General features: G+C 44.9%; 19 protein-coding genes. 4 read left to right on the top strand and 15 right to left on the bottom strand.

Going from position 1 to position 18,149, the window contains the following annotated elements; genetic code table 11:
- Positions 1 to 10: 10 nt before the first annotated feature.
- The 7 genes from AOC28_RS08425 to AOC28_RS08395 all read right to left on the bottom strand — a co-directional run bounded on the left by AOC28_RS08425 (position 11) and on the right by AOC28_RS08395 (position 6,496).
- Positions 11 to 460 (bottom strand): (2Fe-2S)-binding protein, encoded by a 450-nt coding sequence (locus AOC28_RS08425; protein WP_072583536.1) that lies wholly within the window; start codon positions 458 to 460, stop codon positions 11 to 13.
- A 122-nt stretch (positions 461 to 582) separates the two neighbouring features.
- Positions 583 to 1,728: a M20 family metallopeptidase gene (locus tag AOC28_RS08420; protein WP_072583535.1), complete on the bottom strand. Its 1,146-nt coding sequence runs from the start codon at positions 1,726 to 1,728 to the stop codon at positions 583 to 585.
- 6 nt (positions 1,729 to 1,734) lie between these two features.
- A complete protein-coding gene (locus tag AOC28_RS08415) occupies positions 1,735 to 2,442 on the bottom strand; it encodes an ABC transporter ATP-binding protein (protein ID WP_072583534.1) in 708 nt (235 codons plus the stop codon).
- Between the two features lie 2 nt (positions 2,443 to 2,444).
- Positions 2,445 to 3,239 (bottom strand): ABC transporter ATP-binding protein, encoded by a 795-nt coding sequence (locus tag AOC28_RS08410; protein WP_072583533.1) that lies wholly within the window; start codon positions 3,237 to 3,239, stop codon positions 2,445 to 2,447.
- Entirely contained in the window at positions 3,236 to 4,378 is a 1,143-nt protein-coding gene (locus AOC28_RS08405) for a branched-chain amino acid ABC transporter permease (protein ID WP_072583532.1), read from the bottom strand. The genes AOC28_RS08410 and AOC28_RS08405 overlap by 4 nt, the downstream gene beginning before the upstream one ends.
- A gap of 2 nt (positions 4,379 to 4,380) precedes the next feature.
- Positions 4,381 to 5,313, bottom strand: a complete 933-nt coding sequence (locus AOC28_RS08400) for a branched-chain amino acid ABC transporter permease (RefSeq protein ID WP_072583531.1) — start codon at positions 5,311 to 5,313, stop codon at positions 4,381 to 4,383.
- 31 nt (positions 5,314 to 5,344) lie between these two features.
- A complete protein-coding gene (locus AOC28_RS08395) occupies positions 5,345 to 6,496 on the bottom strand; it encodes a branched-chain amino acid ABC transporter substrate-binding protein (protein WP_072583530.1) in 1,152 nt (383 codons plus the stop codon).
- A gap of 217 nt (positions 6,497 to 6,713) precedes the next feature.
- On the opposite strand from AOC28_RS08395, the gene AOC28_RS08390 reads away from it, so the two are divergent.
- Positions 6,714 to 7,061, top strand: a complete 348-nt coding sequence (locus AOC28_RS08390) for a CidA/LrgA family protein (RefSeq protein ID WP_072583529.1) — start codon at positions 6,714 to 6,716, stop codon at positions 7,059 to 7,061.
- On the top strand, positions 7,054 to 7,782 hold the full coding sequence (locus AOC28_RS08385) for an LrgB family protein (RefSeq protein ID WP_072583528.1): 729 nt from the start codon (positions 7,054 to 7,056) through the stop codon (positions 7,780 to 7,782). The genes AOC28_RS08390 and AOC28_RS08385 overlap by 8 nt, the downstream gene beginning before the upstream one ends.
- A gap of 23 nt (positions 7,783 to 7,805) precedes the next feature.
- On the opposite strand, the gene AOC28_RS08380 is transcribed toward AOC28_RS08385, so the two are convergent.
- On the bottom strand, positions 7,806 to 9,146 hold the full coding sequence (locus AOC28_RS08380) for an aspartate aminotransferase family protein (RefSeq protein ID WP_202816846.1): 1,341 nt from the start codon (positions 9,144 to 9,146) through the stop codon (positions 7,806 to 7,808).
- A gap of 89 nt (positions 9,147 to 9,235) precedes the next feature.
- On the opposite strand from AOC28_RS08380, the gene AOC28_RS08375 reads away from it, so the two are divergent.
- Together AOC28_RS08375 and AOC28_RS08370 are read left to right on the top strand one after the other, a co-directional pair.
- Positions 9,236 to 10,216: a tripartite tricarboxylate transporter substrate binding protein gene (locus tag AOC28_RS08375; RefSeq protein WP_072583526.1), complete on the top strand. Its 981-nt coding sequence runs from the start codon at positions 9,236 to 9,238 to the stop codon at positions 10,214 to 10,216.
- Positions 10,217 to 10,238: 22 nt separating this feature from the next.
- Positions 10,239 to 11,825, top strand: coding sequence for a gamma-glutamyltransferase family protein (locus AOC28_RS08370; protein WP_072583525.1), 1,587 nt, complete (start codon positions 10,239 to 10,241; stop codon positions 11,823 to 11,825).
- A 7-nt stretch (positions 11,826 to 11,832) separates the two neighbouring features.
- Here the strand turns inward: AOC28_RS08370 and AOC28_RS08365 are convergent, their stop codons facing one another.
- The 7 genes from AOC28_RS08365 to AOC28_RS08335 all read right to left on the bottom strand — a co-directional run bounded on the left by AOC28_RS08365 (position 11,833) and on the right by AOC28_RS08335 (position 18,149).
- The gene (locus AOC28_RS08365) at positions 11,833 to 12,153 is read right to left on the bottom strand and encodes a type II toxin-antitoxin system PemK/MazF family toxin (protein WP_072583596.1); all 321 of its coding nucleotides are present in this window, start codon (positions 12,151 to 12,153) and stop codon (positions 11,833 to 11,835) included.
- 5 nt (positions 12,154 to 12,158) lie between these two features.
- Entirely contained in the window at positions 12,159 to 12,449 is a 291-nt protein-coding gene (locus tag AOC28_RS08360; protein ID WP_072583524.1) for an AbrB/MazE/SpoVT family DNA-binding domain-containing protein, read from the bottom strand.
- Positions 12,450 to 12,504: 55 nt separating this feature from the next.
- Positions 12,505 to 13,833, bottom strand: a complete 1,329-nt coding sequence (locus AOC28_RS11615; protein ID WP_072583523.1) for an AAA family ATPase — start codon at positions 13,831 to 13,833, stop codon at positions 12,505 to 12,507.
- Positions 13,834 to 14,444: 611 nt separating this feature from the next.
- Entirely contained in the window at positions 14,445 to 15,479 is a 1,035-nt protein-coding gene (locus AOC28_RS08350) for an XdhC family protein (protein WP_072583522.1), read from the bottom strand.
- Between the two features lie 26 nt (positions 15,480 to 15,505).
- Positions 15,506 to 16,108: a TIGR02466 family protein gene (locus tag AOC28_RS08345; RefSeq protein WP_237767776.1), complete on the bottom strand. Its 603-nt coding sequence runs from the start codon at positions 16,106 to 16,108 to the stop codon at positions 15,506 to 15,508.
- Between the two features lie 89 nt (positions 16,109 to 16,197).
- Positions 16,198 to 16,932, bottom strand: coding sequence for a nucleotidyltransferase family protein (locus tag AOC28_RS08340; protein WP_072583520.1), 735 nt, complete (start codon positions 16,930 to 16,932; stop codon positions 16,198 to 16,200).
- On the bottom strand, positions 16,932 to 18,149 hold the full coding sequence (locus AOC28_RS08335; protein ID WP_083564277.1) for a VWA domain-containing protein: 1,218 nt from the start codon (positions 18,147 to 18,149) through the stop codon (positions 16,932 to 16,934). The genes AOC28_RS08340 and AOC28_RS08335 overlap by 1 nt, the downstream gene beginning before the upstream one ends.

The raw sequence follows: 18,149 nt of genomic DNA, 5'->3' as shown, positions 1-18,149 counted from the left end.
GTCTTTCCCCTTAAGCCTTGCTAGCCGCATGAATTGCTGCGCGTACTTGCTGGAATGTGCCACAGCGGCAGATATTAGTAATGGACTCGTCGATTTGTGCATCGGTAGGTTTTGGATTGTTTCTTAACAAAGCAGTGGTCGCCATTACCATGCCGGACTGACAGTAACCACACTGAGGCACTTGATTGTCGACCCACGCTTTTTGAACTTTAGAAAGCTGACCACTCCTCTCTAAACTTTCAATAGTCTCGATTTTTTTACCTTCAGCTGCAGCTACTGGAATAGAGCAGCTACGCATGGCTTGACCCTCAAACAAAACTGTACAAGCACCACATTGACCCACTCCACATCCATACTTAGTGCCGGTTAATCCTACTTGTTCGCGGATCACCCAAAGCAATGGGGTTTCTGGATCTACGTCCACCTTATATTTTTTGCCATTGACATTCAATTCAGCCATCAGTGCTCTCCTAAAAATTCTTTTTATGGTTCCAGAGGTAACTTCATTACCCCTTCTTATCTTGTGCTTATCTTAACTAAGAATCAATATATTGCAATGCAACATATATTGGGGACAAAGGTCTAGTGAGTCTGCCAATCAAGGATTAATTCAGAAAATAACTGGGTCGCATCTGTAATCTTGTCGACATAACAAAATTCGTCGGTTTGATGAGCCATTTCTGGCTGGCCTGGCCCTAGAATCACCGTGGGGGGATTGCCGATTGCGGGCTTTAAGGCTGATGCATCGGTAAAGTAAGACACGGTCTTTTCAACCGGGCGAACCCCATTAATCTTTTCACAAAAATCAAATACGCTTGCCATCCAGGGATCTGTAGCGGGCGTGAACACACCTTCGATATCAATAATAGTGTCCAGGCGAACTGCAGGGCCAAGCGCTTTGCATAGGCAGCCGTAAATATATTGGTGGCTTTGGCCTGCAACCGTACGAATATCCAGCGTCATTTCTGCTGCATCAGGAACCGAGTTGATATTAATGCCTGATTTAGCAGTACCAACATTAAGAGTGCCCTGCCCCATCAACTCATGAACCGGAGTATCAAAGGTAAATTTCTCTAGTGTTAATGCTGCCTTAGCTAGCTTATAGAACGCATTGTCGCCACGCTCGGGCATCGAGCCATGTGCGGTGACGCCATCGGTAGAAGCTTTCAGCCAGTAGGCACCCTTATGGCCCAGCAAAGGTTCATTGGCGGTAGGTTCAGCCACAATAAAGCATCCAGCAGGGCCCAGAAAATCCAATATTTCCTGGTTAGCTGCCAAATGAAATGCGCCTTCACAACCCGTCTCTTCTCCTGCGGTAATGATCATGCTCACACCGCCTCCCTGCTTTGCCGAGTCAGCCATTTTCATAGCCGCAACAACAAAAGCAGCTACGCCACTCTTCATATCACTAGAGCCACGCCCATATAGCTTGCCATCTTCAATAATGCCGGCAAAGGGATCATATTTCCAAGTACGAGCACCCAAAGGGACAATGTCTACATGCCCAGTAAAACAAATGCTTGGTTTTTGATCGGAGCAGGCGCCAATTTTGGCAACTAAACTCATTCGATGCGGAGCAAATTCAATCTTGCGACATTCGTAGCCGACTGACTCTAAAAGCTTGGCTAAATAGTTGCAAACTTGATCTTCATTACCCGGGGGATTAATCGTATTGAAGCGAATTAGAGCTTGAGTTAATTCAATTGGATCGGGAATGCTATTAGTCATCTTGAGTTATCCAAAATAAGCCGCTTGAACTTCGGCGTTCTCAGCCAATTCAGCAGCACTTCCCTTAGCCACCACTTGACCCTTGGTAATGACATACCCACGATGGGCGATTGCCAAGGTTTGACGAACATTCTGCTCAACCAATAAAACTGTGGTCCCCATTTGATTGATTTCTTTAATGATCTTAAAGTTTTCTTTTACAAACAGCGGTGATAAGCCCAGCGAAGGCTCATCGAATATCAGCAACTCAGGCGAACTCATTAAGCTGCGACTAATAGCAAGCATGGCCTGCTCACCACCCGACATGGTGCCTGCTAGCTGATTGGAACGCTCTGCAAGACGCGGAAACAAATGCTTAACATGCTCACGACGCTCTTCAATGACCTTTTTGTCGGTCACCAAATAAGCTCCGGCGGATAGATTTTCATCCACCGTCATACGTGGAAACACACGACGCCCCTCAGGAACGCATGCAATCCCCGCCTCAATAATGCGATGTGTTGGTAAATGGGCAATATCCACGCCATTAAAAATAATTTTTCCACGATTGGCTGGAGTCAAGCCCAGGATGGAGCGAATTAAAGTGGATTTACCAGCACCATTAGCGCCGAGTATGCAGGTGATTTCACCCTTCTCGACTTTGATGGATACATCTTCAAGTACATCAATCCGATCGTACGCGGTATAGATGTGTTCAATTTCTAATAAGGCCATGATTATTCTTGCCCCAAATAAGCGACTTGCACTTCGCGGTTATTCACAATCTCATCGTAAGTGCCCTCAGCAATCTTCTTGCCATAGTTCAAAACAATGCAACGCTCAGTCATCCGCTGAATTAAACCCATTTCATGCTCAATCAAAATAATGGTGAATGGCTTAATCTTGCTGCGTACCTGCAAAATATCATCCATTACTTCAGCGGTCTCATCGTGAGTCATGCCAGCTGAAGGCTCATCTAAAAGCAGTAAATCAGGTTGACTGATCAAGGCTCTGCAGATTTCAATACGGCGGCGATCAATCATGGGGAGGCTAGCAACTGGCTCAAATATTTTGTCTGCTAACTTAGGGTTAAATGTGAGAAGCAACTGTCTCACCTGCTCAACCAAGCCTTCGTATTCTTGTTTGAACTTCTCTCGTTGAAACAAATTGAAGAAAAGCCCGGTATTTAATCGACGGTTATCACCAATGGCGATGTTGTCAAAGACAGTCAGCGGTAAAGATAAGCGTGAGCGCTGAAACGTACGAGTAATCGCATGCAAATACACTTGCTGAGCAGTGGCATCAGTCAAATTCTCACCGCGGAATGCGACACTTCCTGAACTTGCCCGGTACAGACCGGTAATCACGTTAAAAAAGGTGGTCTTGCCAGAACCATTGGGGCCCAACAATCCCAATACCTCACCCTCGTTCACATGAAGATCTAATGAATCTAATGCTGTCACACCACCAAAACGCATGGTGAGTTTTTCTGCGACCAGAATCTGCTTCTTGGATGATGGTAATGAGCTCATTTTTGACCTCCCGCTTTGTTACCCGGGAAATACTCACGAATCCGCCTTGGCAGTAAACCATCGGGACGGAATAGCAAGATCAAGATCACCACGATGGCATATAGCAAGAAGCGGTATTCCTGAATAAACTGAAGCTTCTCAGGAAGAATCACCACAATGGCTGCCGCAGGAATGATTCCCCATGGATTACCAATGCCGCCCAAAATCACAATCGATACCAAAATCAAAGAGTCGGCAAAGGTAAAGTTATTGGGGGCAACATAGGCAGTCATCATTCCATAGAGCGCTCCCGCCATACCAGCAATGAAGTTACCCAATGTAAATGCCACCACCTTCCAGTGCGCAATATTCACACCAAAAGTAGAAGCTGCAATTTCATCAGTACGGACCATATCCATACTTAAGCCTATCCATGAGCGCTCTAAGTTCCGGGTAATTCTGAAACTAGCGATTAATAAGATTAATGCGATCAGTAGATAAGGGATGTAAAAAGACAGCTCAAAACCAGCAATGTCCAAACCATCCGATAAATTCCAGCCAAAAATAGTGAGCGGAGGAATCTTTAATCCCTGTGGACCTCCCAGAGTGTCATTTACTTCCAAGAAATTACGGAACAGGATGCCAAATGCAATAGTCACTAATGCAGCATAGTGCCCGCGAGTTCTCAATACAGGATAAATCAAAATAGAACCAATTAAGGCGGAGATGCTAGCAGCGATAAATAGAACCAGCAAATGCGGGATCGCTGTGTGCGTCGCCAATATTGCAGCGGTATAACTGCCGATACCAAAGAAAGCGGCGCCTGCAAAGTTCACGATGCCGACATAACCAAATTGAATGTTTAAGCCAAGGCAAACAATGGAATAGATCAGCACTGTAGCGAGCATCAACAGCGCAAAGTGTGAGTTGTGGAACACCAACATAGTTATCAGCACGCCTGCAATCGAGGCATAAGCAGGAAACTGCGGATGCTCTCTTACGGCAAGCGCAAGCTTATCCATCAACCCTAATTTTTTACCAACCAAACTAGTTGCAAATGCAAGGATTACGAGAGCGCCAACTTCTAACTGGTTTTCAGAGCCCAACAATAAAATGCAATAGACCAGGCAGGCAATGAAGGCAGATATTAATAACTTCATACTTAAACTCGCTCGCTGGATTTTTCAGAAATCAAGCCTGTAGGCTTTAATCCCATGATGATGATAATTACTGCAAATGCAAAGACATCCTTATAGGCGCTAGGAACGCTCGGCATGATGGCGGGTAACAAAACAGCGCCAATCGTTTGGAGTCCTGCAAATAAAAACCCTCCCACAATCGCTCCATAGAAATTTCCCAAGCCGCCAACTACCGCAGCCGAGAAGCCAATCACACCTAGCAATAAACCCATGCTGAAATTGACTTCGTTGTAATACAGGCCGTTCATTAAGCCAGCTAATGCAGCCAAGGCTGAACCCAACATGAATGTGATCAAGACAATTCGATGGAAGTTAATGCCCATAATGCGTGCTGTTTCGCTATCTTGTGCAACCGCACGAATAGCCAAACCAATCTTGCTCTTGGTAATCAGGCGTTGAACCGCAACAATGATTAAAACTCCGGTAATGAGTAGGATGAGGCTATCGGAGCGTAAAGTAAATTCGCCGAGAGCAATACCGTCTACAGGCAGTAACTTTGGAAAAGGTTTTGGATTCGATCCATTTGGATAAAACAAACGGACTAATTCACGCAGCGCTAGGCCCAACATCAAAGTTACCAATAAGGTGTTGATTGGGGGCGCTTTCTGTAAAGGCAGAATCAGATAACGCGCAATGACTGCGCCAAGAAAGGCTGCAACAGCCAGACTCACTACTATTAACACTAGAAGCTGTAGCCAAGGAGAAGTAAAGGTCTCGGCTATACCGATATAAGCAGTGAGGCCAGCAAAGGCCCCCACCATGAGGATGTCACCATGAGAAAACTTAATGACATCTAAAACACCGAAGTAGAGGGTAAATCCAACTGCCACGATTGCATAAATTACACCCAACATCAAACCATTGAGCAAGTACTGCAAAAAAATATCAAATGACATGCAAAATTACCCTCTTCTACTACGATTTCAATTACTGACCTAACTTACGCTGCTTCTTAGCATAGAGACTATCTTCCCAGAGAACCCATTTGCCATCTTGCGCAACATACTTAGAGATCAAAGGAACAATGTTTTGACGATGATCATCAAAACTGACTTTGCCAATAATCGTTTCTACGTTTTGGGTATTGTTTAAAACTTCCATTACCTTCTTACGATTAGGGCCTGCCTTTTCAATTGCAGCCATGATCAAATTAGTAGCGGTATAGGCAAAAGGACCGTAGGCTTCAGGCGCATCCGGATACTTTTGTTGTGAATACTTGGCAATGAACTCAAGTCCACCTGGGAGTTTTTCCCATGGCGCGCCTTCGATGAAAGACAAAGAGCCTTCAGATAATTTACCCAGGCCCTCGATGTAAGCATCAGACTTAATTCCAGAGGTTCCTTCAAATACGGCCTTGATACCCAAGCGATCCATTTGTGTGCGGATACGAATACCAATTGGTGTGAGACCGCCAAAGTAAACCACTTCAGGATTCAACTGCTTGATTTTGGTTAATTCAGCCGTGAAATCTTGTTGATCGGCAGTGACACCAAAGGTGCCCAAGATCTGACCGCCATTTTTAGTGAGGAACTGAGAGAAATACTTATTGTGACCTTTGCCGTAATCGGTAGTGTCATGAATGATGACCCACTTCTTGTAGCCTAAGCCCGTTAAAAATTTAGCTGCAACTTCATTTTGATTAATCATCGTGCCGTTAACGCGATGAATCTCTTTATAGTCATTACCATAAGTGATTTCAGGGAGAACAGCGCCCCACACCATGACTGGCAAACCAAACTTATGATAAACATCGACAGTACTCATGGCGACTGCTGAACAGTAATGGGTTACACCTGCGATGATGGAGCTATCTGATGCAATTTTGGTAGCGACTTGAACACCCACGTTAGGCTTGCACTCATCATCAGCAGTAACCAATTCATACTTATATTTAGCATTCGGGTCTTGGTTTTTAAGGCGAACCGCTAGATCAGCAGAATTTCGTCCTCCAATACCATTTGCAGAAACACCTCCGGTCAACGGCCCAATGTAGGCAATCTTGACCGTATCTTTAGCCGATACAGAAAAAGAAAGGCTGGAACACAAAGCAAGAAGCAAGCCAGATACCAGTGACTTCATGTTGAATCTCCTGTTTATTAATATGAACTGCTATTTTCAGACCAGTGTAGCAAGGTTTTGTATACAAGATATTGGCTGGAATCCTCAGGACATCCCTGAATAGTTCAAATCTAACTTAGATAGCCATGGGGCAGCTTCAGAAAACCCCTTCTTTGGTGCCTCAGGCACTGAGATGGTTATCCGGGCACTCTATTCACGCAGGCGGTAAGATAGATAGATGATTTTTGGTCTTGTACAAATCCTTCTCTTTCAAAGCTTGGGCGAACTCGTTTCCAAGTTCCTTTTGCCGACCCTCCCTGGACCGGTCATTGGATTAGTTCTCTTGGTGCTGTGGCTTGTTTTGCGCAAAGGAATTAATGCCGACTTAGCTATGGTGGGTGATGGCTTTAGTCAGTACCTTGGACTTCTCTTTGTTCCAGCCGCTGTTGGCGTGGTGCTTTTCTTGCCCCAGCTCAAGGCAAATGCATGGGCCATTATTAGCGCCCTCATTGGTAGCGTCATCCTCACTATTGCCTCTAGCGCGTTAGTCGCCCGTTTATTGAGCAGGAAAGAATCTCATGAGTGAAAAGCACTCCATCGTTGAGATTTGGGTTTACCTATCAGGAAGCCCGCTTTTTGCCCTGTTTATTACGCTAGCGGCCTATCAAATTGGGCTCAGCATTTATAAGGCTAGTCATCAGAATCCATTGGCCAATCCAGTAGCAATTGCCATCTTGATTGTGGCAAGTACGATTCAATTTATTGAAATGCCCTACTCAACCTATTTTGAGGGTGCGCAATTTATTCACTTTCTATTAGGCTCCGCGACAGTTTCTTTGGCTATCCCCATCTACAGAGGATTGGGCAGCCTTAAGGGGAGATCGCTCCCTTTGATTGCTTCGCTATGCACGGGCGGATTAGTGTCAATCATTAGCGCGGTAGGTATTGCTACTGTGCTCGGGGCAGACTCCAGCATCACTGGTGCCATGTACCCCAAATCTGTTACCGCACCAATTGCCATGGGTATTGCAGAGCGTATTGGCGTCTCGCCCACCCTGACAGCCATCTTTGCAGTGAGCACCGGAATACTAGGCGCTATTTTGGCGCCCTTTGTCCTAAATGCATTGGGTATGAAGGCTTGGTGGCAAAGAGGCTTTGCGATTGGTATTGGCGCGCATGGCATTGGCACCTCACGTGCGTTTAGCATTCATCCTGAAGCAGGAACGTATGCAAGCCTAGCAATGGGCATGAATGGCGTGGTGAGCGCTATTGCTATCCCAGTGATTTATCACCTATTTAATAAGTGATAGGTCTCTGTTTTTTAATCCACTTATTTAATCTGCATCGCTACGTCAATAGCATCACTTAAAACGCTACACATAAACTCGATCTCTTCAGGCTTAGAGATAAATGGAGGCCCAACGGCAATAGCGTCACCCGCTACTCTCACTAAAGTGCCTCTTTCGATACAGGCCTCAAGCACCTTCATGGAACGAAGACCAGGCTTTCCTGGCACAGGGTCAAGCTCAACAGCGCCAGATAAACCAAAGTTACGAATATCCAAAATGCCTGACTTGCCTTTTAGGGCATGAAGTCCATTTTCTAAAACAGGTTCAAGAGATCGAGCCCGATTGACCAAATCATCAGACTCAAAGATATCGAGCACTGCATGGCCTGCAGCTGCCGGTATTGGATGACCTGAGTAGGTATAGCCATGGAAAAATTCAATCGCCTGCTCTTGACCACCATTCGCAATAATGTTGTCGTAAATATCGCCACGCACAATCACCCCGCCCATGGGAATAACACCATTGGTAATTCCTTTAGCAAACGTAATCATGTCGGGCGTTACACCAAAACGATCGGCGCCGAAGTTTGCGCCTAAGCGCCCAAAGCCAGTAATCACCTCATCAAAGATCAGCAAAATACCGTGCTTAGTACAGATCTCACGAATCTTTTGTAAATAGCCATCCGGTGGAACTATTACTCCGGTTGATCCCTGTACAGGCTCCATGATGACAGCGGCAATCGTATTGGCATCATGAAGAGCCACAATCTTTTCTAACTCTTCTGCCAAATGGGCGCCCCACTTAGGCTGCCCTTTTGAGAAAGCCATCTGCGAAAGATTTAACGTGTGTGGCAAATGATCTACGCCGGGCATCATCATGCTGGCAAACATTTTGCGATTGGCGACCATGCCGCCTACGGATATACCGGCAATACCAACACCGTGATAAGCGCGATCTCGACCAATCAGTCGAATACGGGATGCATTACCCATAACACGGTGATAACCAATGGCAATCTTCAATGCAGTATCAACCGCCTCAGAACCAGAGTTGGTGAAAAATACTTTGTCCAATCCTTCTGGTGCCATCTTCGCAATTCGACTAGCCAAGCTAAAAGTTGTTTCACTGGCCATCTGAAATGCAGGGCAATAATCCATCGTTTCAAACTGCTTTTGAATAGCTGCACCAATACATGGATCAGCATGCCCCAATGGAGAGCACCACAGCCCAGATAAGCCATCAAATAGCTTACGACCCTGATCATCAAAGTAGTAAGCTCCCTTAGCTGACTGCATGATCTTCGGATGGTGCTGAAAGTAGCGGTTAGGTGTAAATGGCAGCCAATAAGCTGACATATCAATTCCGCTGCTTGTTTTATTCATTGTTGTCATGCGTTTCTCTATTTGATCTTTTTAAAACTAGATTCTGAATTTCCAATACTATATTACTCATCTCACTCTCGGATCATTAAATGCGCTATTTCAAATCCCTCATCCTTGGCTCCTTAGGACTGTTGACTTTCAGTAACTTGGCGCTTGCCGCCTCCGATACAGATTGGCCTAAAAAACCGATTGTTGCGATTGTGTCCTTTCCTGCAGGCGGATCTACTGATATTTTTGCGCGTAGTGTGACTGCGCCTTTAGCCGAAGCATTGGGTCAATCCATCGTTGTCGAAAATAAACCTGGTGCCGGTGGAATGATTGGCTTACAAGCCGCCGCTAAATCTGCTCCTGATGGTTACACCATCAACATTAGTGCGCTGACAAATCAATCGATTTCTTCAGCCCTATTTAAAAATCCGCCGGCTGATTTGCAGAAAGATTTTGTTCCGGTGGCATTAATTGGAACAATTCCTCATTTAATTGTGGTGAACCCAAGCGTTCCAGCAAAGAATCTCCCGGAGCTTATTGCATTTATCAAATCTAAAAAGGGTGACTTTAATTACGCATCTCAAGGTAATGGCAGTCTCTCCCACTTAGAGTCCACTTTGTTTATGCAACGTATCGGCGCAACAGGAACCCATATCCCCTATAAGGGCAGCAGTTTTGCTTTGCCAGATTTGATTGCGGGCAACACCCTGATGATGTTTGATAGTGTGACTGCCTCATTGCCCCATATCCAGAGTGGTAAGCTACGCCCGATTGCGATCGCCGCAGCAGAACGCTCCCCTTTATTGCCCAATGTTCCCACTCTCGGACAAGATGGTATGAAGCAGTTTGATGTGGAAAACTTCTATGCGGTATATGTTCCCAAAGGAACTTCTCCAGTAATCATTGCAAAATTAGAAAAAGAAATTCGTAAAATTCTCACGAATCCTGATTTCAAAGCGCGTATGGCAGCCCAAGGTATTCATCCTCAGTTTGCAAACTCCGAAAAATTGTCTGAAATCACCGCAAGTGAAGCCAGCAAATGGGATAAGGCTGTAAAGTCAGCGAATGTTAAAGTAGATTAAGTCGTTAAATAGATAAGCTCTTATGTTGATATCCCCTCCTTTTGGAAGTCGTGCCCCTGTTCTAGCTAAAAACACTGTTGCGAGCTCTCAACCACTCGCCACTCAAGCAGGCATCGAGGCTCTGCAGAGTGGTGGCAACGCAGTGGATGCAGCACTTGCAACTGCAATCACACTGACTGTAGTTGAGCCTACGATGAATGGGATAGGCGGAGATGGTTTTGCAATCCTCTGGGATGGTAAGAAGATCCATGGCTTAAATGCCTCTGGCCGAGCCCCTGCTGCTTGGAAGCCAGAGTATTTTTCTGGTAAATCTGCGATGGATCTCATTGGCTGGAATACAGTCACCGTCCCCGGCATGGTTGCTGGCTGGATTGAACTCTCCAGAAAGTTTGGCAAGCTTCCGTTTGCACAATTGTTTAAACGTGCGATTGACTATGCGGAAAATGGTTTTCCGGTTTCACCTGTTATCGCTCGTCAATGGCGTGAGGCTATTCCGATTCTAAAAAACCAACCGGGATTTACAGAATCCTTCTTAGTTGATGGCAAAGCACCTCAAGCCGGACAAATCTGGAAATACTCCGCACAAGCCAAAACTCTCAAAGAAATTGCCGCTACAGAAGGCGACTCTTTTTATAAAGGCCCCCTTGCAAAGAGTATGGTGGATTTTGCGCAAGCTACTGGTGGTTGCTTCACTATGCAAGACTTCGCCGATAACCAGCCGGAGTGGGTCGAGCCTTTAGCTTTCGATTATGGTGATTACACTCTTCATGAAATTCCGCCAAACGGATCTGGTATCGCCGCTCAAATTGCCTTAGGTATTCTGCAAGCAGCCAATGTGAAGCAATACCCTGCTAACTCAGCGCAACGCATTCATTTGCAAATTGAAGCCATGCGGATGGCGTTTGCTGATGTTTATGCCTACGTTTCTGATGCACGCTCCATGCAAATGCCAGTGAGCTCCCTATTAGATCGGAATTACTTAGCTAGTCGCGCAGCCATGATTGATCACAATAATGCTGGTAGCTATGAGCCTGGAGATCCTCATTCTGGTGGCACTGTTTACCTATGCGCCGCCGATGAATCCGGCATGATGATTTCGTATATTCAATCTAACTTCAAAGGTTTTGGTTCTGGGGTGGTAGCCCCGGGCGGTATTGCTTTTCATAATCGTGGCATGAGCTTCAGATTAGAAGATGGACACCCTAACCAAGTTGCGCCAGGCAAGCGCCCTTTCCACACTATTCTTCCCGCCTTCCTCACCAAGAATGGCAAACCTACTATGGCATTTGGCGTAATGGGTGGCAATATGCAGCCGCAGGGTCATATTCAATTCGTGATGCGCTTTGTGGATGAATACCTCAATCCACAAGCCTGTTCTGATGCGCCTCGCTGGCGTATTGATGATGTAGGCAAGCTCACTGTGGAAGCGGCAATGCCCCAGAGCGTGGTTGATGGATTGAAAGCGCTAGGACATGAGGTTGCTGTACAACCAGCAAACAGCTTGGACTTTGGTAGCGCACAAGCAATTGCCAAGCTCTCAGAAGATGCCGACTCTGCTTTTATTGCTGGCAGTGATCACCGTAGAGATGGATTGGCAGCTGGCTTCTAATAAAGAACTAAATAGCAAAAGCCTCTTGTAGCACGCCAAGACTGGCAGATAGGGTTTTTGGATTGCTCTTGCCCACTTTCTTGACCAAGCGCGCTTTATCAACAGCTCTGATTTGATCTAAAAGAATCAGCCCCTTCTTGCCATCGTGCGTAATGGGTACCCGAAAGCCCGCAGGTCTACCCTTGCTAGTCATAGGCGCAACAATGATGGTACGCAAATGATCATTTAAATCTTGAGGTGATACCACAATACAAGGAAGTGTTTTTTTAATTTCACTTCCGATCGTAGGATCTGAATTGATAAGCCAAATTTCTCCACGAGAAACAATGCTCTTTACCAAGCCCAATCTCCATTATCTTCGTTTGCAAAATCTCCAAGCACCAAATTATCCTCGCCAACCTTAGCAAGGCTTTGGGCATCTTGAGCCCAATGCTCTCTCACAGTATTTTTGGACTTACTTAGAATAATTTTTTCTCCGTCGACCGACATCTCAACAATCTCCTTTAATCCAGATTGATCAAGAATAATCTTTGGGATAACCACGCCTTTAGAGTTGCCAATAGCTCGAATAGCTACCTGTAGTGGTGCTCTAGTTTTAGCATTAGATTTATGGCTCTTATTCATAGTAATAACAATGTTTTTACATTACTCGGCAGACGTCAAATAAGGGAATATATCCCTACTTGGACGGCAAGCAATTTAGATAGAAGCGCTTGATCTCCTGATCGCAACTGACATCTCTGGGCTCAATCGGCCTCTGTAAAGAAATGCCTTCAATCGTTTTACAACGGCTTAGGGCAACATAGACTTGTCCCGAGGCAAACGCTCCTGATGAGAGGTCAACTTTCACTTTATCAAGCGTTTTGCCCTGGCTCTTATGAATCGTTACAGCCCAAGCCAGCATGAGCGGTATCTGAACATAAGTGCCGATGATGCTGGGAGATATCTTTCCTGACATCATGTCGTGATCGTAATGATAAGACTCCCACTGATGGCCTGTTACCTCTACCGTATTTGCGTAAGGCCCGTTTTGCACCATCACCTTCACCTTATCTGGCAGTAACTCACGCACTACACCGATCGTACCGTTGACCCAGCGCTTAGGAAATCCAGGATCCGTTGCAGTGAACATTACTTTGGCGCCAACCTTAAGTACTAAATTATTAGGTGACGGTAGGTTACGCTCATCAATATTAAATTTTCCAGTCGACGAACCTGAGTAGACTTTGCCCTCAACGGAAATTGCCCGCAAGCCTGCTCCATTTATTTGATCTGCTCGTACATTCGTAGTGGTCAGAGTGATGGTCTGCTCATCTATCTCGACATCCTTCCGATAGCACTGGGCATTCAGAGTATCAAGAGCCTCATCAATGTCATGATTAATCCGAATGCGATTTAATAAGCCTGCGAAGTGCTCATCCTTTTGACGGAAGATCTTAGAGAGCTCAACCATAGTGACGTCTTTGCGATGTAAGGCCATGGCACAAAAGAAATAAGGTCCTTCGTAACCACGCTCTGCTAGGACTTGCATATCAGAACTAGAGACTACTGGTGGCAGCTGGAATAAATCCCCCACAAACATTACCTGAATGCCGCCAAAGGGCTTGCCTTTTTGCGGACCGTTCTCGCGCAGAAACAAATCCATTGCGTCCACGACATCCGCACGCACCATCGAGATCTCATCAATGATGAGTAAGCGGATATCTTTATAAAGACGCTTGTCGCGCAGGGGCTTAATATCTTCTTCTGGAAAAATGAGTCGTGGAGGCAACCTAAAAAAGGAATGAATGGTCACTCCTTTAACCTGGAGCGCGGCAACCCCTGTTGGTGCAACTACTACAACGTTACCGGGAATGGTTTCTCGTAAGTAGCCGATGAGGGTCGTTTTTCCAGTGCCCGCTTTACCGCTAACGAAGATGTAAGGATCGTGACGCTCAATAGCCTCAATTACCGCTTGGTAATCGGGGGTAATTTCAATTTCGGAGGAATCTACAACAGGATTAGTCATTCCCTATTATTTCACGGCATCGGCTACACACGGATGGCGGAAAGTAAAAAAGGGTCACAATGAGGAGTTTTTTACTTTAATTCTGTGGGGCGAACGACGGGGCTCGAACCCGCGACAACCAGAATCACAATCTGGTTATGCAAGTCAGATTCTATATGGCTCTGCGGGCTTTTTTGGGAATTAATTTGAGGATTAGGCCCCTTATAGAGCAAGGGTCCTACGTCGGCCGTTCCCAAAAAATAAGCAGCTATTGAGAACTTCTATCCTGCAATAAGGTGGCTGGTTTACAACTGTCACTAGAGCCTGTTTGACTATATTACTCGGAAGGTAGCTATAAGGTGTAGAGCGGTCATTCGCATTACTTAACCGCCGCTGGCAGAGTCCGACCCAAAGCAGTCATTAGTGAATCACTTCTATCATCCTACCATCCATGGATTATCAGTTTCCATGGTCTGTGCTTAAGAATGAATTGGGGTTAATGCTGCTAACGTTAACGCCAGAACAACAAGTCTAATTTTCATGATTAGTCTCCATTCATTTATTTATAGTAAGAAAAATAAGTCGATAAAACCACCTCACACTGCTACTGGTTAACTGCCACTGCTTGATATCTAAATTCCACAAACAGTTCCGCCTGGATTATTATGGACAACTGCTAGGTCTTTTTTGGCAACTCCCACTTGCATATCTCTAGGTAGTTGAACGCCATTTTTTACTGCCAAAATTTCCGCCATAACACTGACAGCTATTTCGGAAGGTGTTTTACTGCCAATATAAATACCGATGGGGCCTCTCAGTGACTTAATAGATTCCTCGGTATATCCAAAATACTCAATTAAGCGTTGATGACGAGCTTCACTATTTCTTCGAGAGCCTATAGCGCCAATATAAAAGGCATCTGTTCCTAGAGCATCTAGCAAAGCAAGATCATCTAATTTGGGGTCGTGTGTTAATGCCACCACACAACTACGACTATCTAATTTCATTTCAATAACAACATCGTCCGGCATTTCAGAAGTCAAAGTAACGCCAGCAACCTTCCAGCTACCGCGGTATTCTTCGCGTGGATCACATACGGTGACATTAAAACCATTAAACAAAGCCATTGTTGCCAGATACTCAGAAAGCTGACCCGCTCCTATAATCAACATTCGATATTCGGGACCAAATGTATTGATTAACACCCCATTCTTCAACTCTAATTCTGATGGGGCTTTGACCTTAATGAGATTTACCCTTCCATCTTTTAACTGAGTTATTCGCTGCATTAAATGTCCCAGCGATAACTGCACTACGAGCTCCTCCAAAAGACTCAAATCAACATTAAATTCAAGCAATACCTCTAAGGTACCCCCGCAAGGAAGACCAAAACGGTGAGCTTCATCGGCTGTCACACCATATTTTAAAAATTCAGGAGGCCCAAATGGAAATTCTGCTTTGCTGCTATAGGCTCGAATAAGATCGTCCTCAATACACCCTCCAGAGATACTACCTACAACGCTGCCATCCTCACAAAGTGCCATGATCGAGCCAATGGGGCGTGGCGATGATCCCCAGGTACGCACTACGGTAGCTAGTAAAGCTTTCTTGCCAGCTTTTCTCCAGCTTAGTAAAGTGCGCAAAACAATTAGGTCTACATTTTCCATATAAGTAATGTGCAGTCTATCCGAGCCTATTTAGAATCAAATCCATAAATCTGATCTCCTTGAGCGGAGTGAATTTGTGCATTAAATGAAACAATAATTCGATCCTTCTCGCCTATATAAGGCATTGCCATATGCGGAAGAAAAGAAGGAAATAAGATCAATTTACCCTCCTCAGGGTAAATATCCAGGCTATTCTTTTGTAGATAAGCGTTTCCGATATCCATGTGAGCACCAGCTTGCCACTGACTATAGGGGCCGTAAAACCTAGTCACTCCGTTCGCCTCACCCATATCCGCATGATTTACCCTCCCAATAGTGTCATCGACCTGAACGTAATACACCCCCGACCAAGAACAATTTCCATGAGTATGAACATCATGAAATGCCATACCATTTTGGATTTGAAACCAACATCCCATAATCTCTAATTGCAATGACATTTTTCCGGGTGGCCAGACTCCTGCGTTTACAGTACTAACTGTTTTTTGGATTGAATCAGCAAAAAACTGTACTAATTTAGTAAATTCTGGAAGGTCGATACGTCTTAGTAATTGATCATCACTTGCGTAAAAACGTTTGGGGAAACTCTGCTCAGATTTTTCTTCCAGCAAAGAATCAGCAGCTTTCATCGCCTGAAAAACTCGTGACAAGACAGAGTTAACCTCGGTAGCATCATCATAGATATGGCTTGCTATGGGTACAGACCAATGATTTCCTATCATTTGCAAACTAACCTTTGTAACGCCATATAAGCAGGTTCAGTATTTGGTAGGCGTTGCTTCGCCTTATCGGACAAGTTGGGAAGCTGCAGATGCCAACCTGTTTTTTCTTCAAATTTTTCCAAGTCCTCGAGGGAATCAACGTCCATAGTGAAATGCTCATTATCAGAATGAAATAATTCCACCATTTCTGGATGTTGATCCATAAATTTTCGGCAAACCATATTGGTACCAGACTCCAGCATTTGATCTAATGCAATCCTACCTATCACTATAGGATTACCTCGATTGCCATCAACCATAGGCAAAATAATTTCACCCGATTTACGTTTTTTAAAGGCAGCTATTAACTGGGCAATATCAACCGCATTAATGAGGGGCTGGTCACATAAAGCCATAATGACCGCGTCAAAATTAGCGCCTAAGGCCTCTAACCCCAATCGAACAGAAGAAGCTTGCCCTGTTTCCGGATTCAAATTACGAGCGATTCGAACCGGGAACTGCTCAACCAAAGGCTCGACTAAGGCATGGTGATACCCAGTTACAACAACAACCTCATCCACTCCCGCGCCACTCAAAGCGATTAATTGGCGGTTGATTAATGGAACACCTTGCAACTCAATCAGTGCTTTTGGTACGCCACCCATCCGACTGCCCTGTCCTGCTGCTAATAGGATTGCCCCTACCCTTACACGGCTATACAGTCCACCGCCTTGTTTCATAATGCAACCCATTACAACCCCATTTCCATCATATTTTGATTGCGTTGAGGCTTGTGCTTTAAAGTTAAATCGACAAGCCCATTTAAACTATTTAAGTGACTAACTGCCATAAATCCAGATATTGCCTCTTTGCTCATTTGAATTGCTTCAGATTGAGGCTGCCCGATAGTTGGATGAAGCCAAAAGAGTTCAGCCCCTTTTTGACGAATGGATGAAATAGCTTCAAGCGTTTTCTTAGGGGGATCAGTGTCGTAGCCATCACTTAGTACATAAACAATATCCCGCTTACCAACACCCTTAATTTTGCTACCAGAAGGGCCTAACTTGCTTTGCTCTAAAAAGGACTGTAGGTTAGTCGCAATCCTCGTTCCCCCACCAAAACCAAAAGCTACTGCATTGATTTTTTCTTGGACACGACCACTATCACGTTTCATGAGAGCGCTTACTTCAATCAGACTTGTGTGAAATACAAAAACTCTTGCGTTCAAAACTTGACAAAAAGATCTGGCCATTCTTAAAAAGAATTGTGCATGAGATTCCATTGACTTACTAACATCAACCAAGATAAATATCTTTGGTGGAATTGTTTTACGTTCTTTCATTCTCAAGCAAATAAGCTCTCCTGCAGTACTGGATGCCTTACGAATTGACTCTCGCAAATCGAGACGACGAGCTTGTGGATTTTGTCGATAATGTCGTAAAAGCTTGCGCTTTAATCGTGCCTGTAATGGCGCAATTAAAGCATCAAGTTGCTGACTATCCTGTGGCAACCAGTCACCCAATGGTTTTTCTGCTAAAGGCTCCACTCTGCTAGCGCCGCCTTGACCTTTGTCTTCGGCACTTGAATTCATCTCATTTTCTGCGGAACCTAAACCAACAGTTCGGCCACCATTACCAGGCTTAGAAGACTTAGAATCCCCTTTAATTTCCTGAATCAGCTCAGGAAGTGATTTACCCTTCTTCTTTTGACCGGTTGACTTGGTACTGCCCTTCATCTTTTTTGGAAACCAAAATGATTCGAAGAGACTTGGAAATTGCTCCCATTGTTGATGCGTCGAAGCGGCAAGACCTCGCCAACATTTCTCAATACGTTTGGAATCTTGGATTCCGGCTAGTTGAACAGTGCTGATCATTGCTTTAAATTCAGACAAACCAATGACAAATCCATTGTCTCGAAGATAAGCAACAAATTGACGAATCTCATGGGTGGGCATTGGTGAACTAAGCAT

It is taken from the genome of Polynucleobacter sp. MWH-Adler-W8 (assembly GCF_001889925.1).
GTDB lineage: Bacteria > Pseudomonadota > Gammaproteobacteria > Burkholderiales > Burkholderiaceae > Polynucleobacter.
This window is presented reverse-complemented; position numbering and strand designations above follow the sequence as displayed.

Bases quoted from the DNA above. Each gene is read 5' to 3' on its own strand.
- AOC28_RS08425 (WP_072583536.1), bottom strand. From the start codon at position 460: ATGGCTGAATTGAATGTCAATGGCAAAAAATATAAGGTGGACGTAGAT.
- AOC28_RS08420 (WP_072583535.1), bottom strand. From the start codon at position 1,728: ATGACTAATAGCATTCCCGATCCAATTGAATTAACTCAAGCTCTAATT.
- AOC28_RS08415 (WP_072583534.1), bottom strand. From the start codon at position 2,442: ATGGCCTTATTAGAAATTGAACACATCTATACCGCGTACGATCGGATT.
- AOC28_RS08410 (WP_072583533.1), bottom strand. From the start codon at position 3,239: ATGAGCTCATTACCATCATCCAAGAAGCAGATTCTGGTCGCAGAAAAA.
- AOC28_RS08405 (WP_072583532.1), bottom strand. From the start codon at position 4,378: ATGAAGTTATTAATATCTGCCTTCATTGCCTGCCTGGTCTATTGCATT.
- AOC28_RS08400 (WP_072583531.1), bottom strand. From the start codon at position 5,313: ATGTCATTTGATATTTTTTTGCAGTACTTGCTCAATGGTTTGATGTTG.
- AOC28_RS08395 (WP_072583530.1), bottom strand. From the start codon at position 6,496: ATGAAGTCACTGGTATCTGGCTTGCTTCTTGCTTTGTGTTCCAGCCTT.
- AOC28_RS08390 (WP_072583529.1), top strand. From the start codon at position 6,714: ATGATTTTTGGTCTTGTACAAATCCTTCTCTTTCAAAGCTTGGGCGAA.
- AOC28_RS08385 (WP_072583528.1), top strand. From the start codon at position 7,054: ATGAGTGAAAAGCACTCCATCGTTGAGATTTGGGTTTACCTATCAGGA.
- AOC28_RS08380 (WP_202816846.1), bottom strand. From the start codon at position 9,146: ATGAATAAAACAAGCAGCGGAATTGATATGTCAGCTTATTGGCTGCCA.
- AOC28_RS08375 (WP_072583526.1), top strand. From the start codon at position 9,236: ATGCGCTATTTCAAATCCCTCATCCTTGGCTCCTTAGGACTGTTGACT.
- AOC28_RS08370 (WP_072583525.1), top strand. From the start codon at position 10,239: ATGTTGATATCCCCTCCTTTTGGAAGTCGTGCCCCTGTTCTAGCTAAA.
- AOC28_RS08360 (WP_072583524.1), bottom strand. From the start codon at position 12,449: ATGAATAAGAGCCATAAATCTAATGCTAAAACTAGAGCACCACTACAG.
- AOC28_RS11615 (WP_072583523.1), bottom strand. From the start codon at position 13,833: ATGACTAATCCTGTTGTAGATTCCTCCGAAATTGAAATTACCCCCGAT.
- AOC28_RS08350 (WP_072583522.1), bottom strand. From the start codon at position 15,479: ATGGAAAATGTAGACCTAATTGTTTTGCGCACTTTACTAAGCTGGAGA.
- AOC28_RS08345 (WP_237767776.1), bottom strand. From the start codon at position 16,108: ATGAAAGCTGCTGATTCTTTGCTGGAAGAAAAATCTGAGCAGAGTTTC.
- AOC28_RS08340 (WP_072583520.1), bottom strand. From the start codon at position 16,932: ATGGGTTGCATTATGAAACAAGGCGGTGGACTGTATAGCCGTGTAAGG.
- AOC28_RS08335 (WP_083564277.1), bottom strand. From the start codon at position 18,149: ATGCTTAGTTCACCAATGCCCACCCATGAGATTCGTCAATTTGTTGCT.